Source organism: Leptolyngbya sp. FACHB-36 (genome assembly GCF_014695955.1).
GTDB lineage: Bacteria > Cyanobacteriota > Cyanobacteriia > Leptolyngbyales > Leptolyngbyaceae > FACHB-36.
In genome coordinates this window covers 1-1,706 of the sequence record NZ_JACJPG010000054.1, presented here as the reverse complement: position 1 = coordinate 1,706, position 1,706 = coordinate 1, and the positions used below count along the sequence as shown (strand labels likewise).

Annotated in this window: 1 protein-coding gene and 1 pseudogene; one reads left to right on the top strand and one right to left on the bottom strand. The window is 55.4% G+C overall.

Features of this window, described 5'->3' with window-relative positions:
• Positions 1 to 422, bottom strand: a pseudogene (locus H6F43_RS00755) (S9 family peptidase); the annotation flags it as partial.
• A 164-nt stretch (positions 423 to 586) separates the two neighbouring features.
• Here H6F43_RS00755 and H6F43_RS00750 point away from each other — a divergent pair.
• A partial coding sequence (locus tag H6F43_RS00750; RefSeq protein ID WP_190340124.1) for a PAS domain-containing protein occupies positions 587 to 1,706 on the top strand: 1,120 nt, incomplete at its 3' end.

The window sequence follows — 1,706 nt, the reverse complement described above, 5'->3', positions numbered from 1 at the left end:
GTCAAGCCGGATAGGGCGATCGTCCCGTCCTCCGACAGTTTGTTGGGGTCCAGTAGAACGGTTGGCGTGTCGTTCAGCGCTTTCAAGGTGTACAAAACGCTTTGGTTCTGCAATCCGTCGTTCTTGAAGTAGAAATAGCGCTGGCTGCCACCCGCGATCGCGTCGCCCTGCTTAAACGGAATCCCATACTTCTCGTAGTTCCACAGCTTAGTCAGGCGATTTTTGAGGCGATCGCGCACTGGGATCTGATTCAGGTACCGAAACGTAACTGCATTCTGCGCCTCGATCCAGGCTTGAGTTTCTGGCGAGTCAGGGTTCTCCAGCCAGCGATAGGGATCGGAAACGTGCACTCCATGGTAAGTGTCTACCTGATTGCTTTGCTGGCTTTTTGGGTAGCTTAGAGACGACGAGGATGGAGTCATGGCGTAAGACGTGGGGAGACTCTGTCCATAGTGCCAGATGACCATCAGCACTGCACTGATACAGACTAGAAAACTTCGCTTTTTCATGGTTTGAGTGGGGCATGCAGCAGGTGAGACTTCAGGTGTGGGAATTGTAGCAATTGCACAATCAGGTGAGAGCGTGTATGGCACCGTGCAGCGATCGGCTACTGGCACTATTGGATAGCGCCAATGAGCTAGTCCAGATTGTCACACTCGAAGGTGACTTAAGTTACGTCAGTTCCGCTTGGTGTCGCCTGTTGGGCTATGCCGCAGAGGAGGTGATACAGCGCTGCTTTTTCGACTTCGTTCACCTCGCTGATCGCGATCGCTGTCGGCGATTGTTTCAAGCCTTACAGTCCGGCAACGACGCGGATGTGCGTGTCACTCTTCTGGGAAAGCAAGGCGAAATCCGGGTTCACGGGCGCATTCGCTACGAAGCTGGCGAGCCGCCAGAGATTTGGAGCTTGTGGCATCCGATTCAGACCGCGCTAGAGCGCCCTGAAGCAGCAGACACGCCGTTGCAGCATCAGCCACTCGATCGCCAACCAGAATCGCCGACTCTGGAGTGGGAGCGATCGCTGCTGCGCTGCCTGATGGACTCGACTCCGGATGTGATCTTTTGCAAATCTCAGGATGGCAACTATCTCGGCTGCAATCAGGCGTTTGCGGCGTTGGCTGGACGTTCGCAATCTGAAATCGTCGGTCGAAACGACTGGGAGATATTTTCTGAAGCATCCGCTGCGTTTGTTCATGAGAAGGATCGGCAGGTAGTAGAGGCTCGACAAGCGCACCGCAGCGAAGAGTGGGCAACGTACCCTGATGGACAGCGCCGTCTGCTCGACACGATTAAAACACCTGTAGTGGGGTCTGACGGTGAAGTGCTAGGGCTGATTGGTATTTGCCGCGACATCAGCGATCGTGCCCAGGCAGAAGACGCTCTCCGCCGCAGCGAAGAACAGCGCTGCCTCGCCCTCGACTTCAGCCACATCGGCAGTTGGGACTGGAACTTTGCGACTGATACCCTAACCTGGAACAACAACCACTACCACATTCTCGGATTGGTGCCCGGTCACAGTCCGATTACGCCGCAAATCTGGCGCGATTTCATCCATCCAGATGATCTAGAGCAGGTCGAGCAAATTGGTGCCACTGCGCTGTCCACTTACACGAATTTTGAGGCTGAGTACCGCGTGATTCACCTGGATGGCAGCGTGCGTTGGGTCGTCAGTCGGGGACGCGGGGTGTACAACGATCGTGGCGACG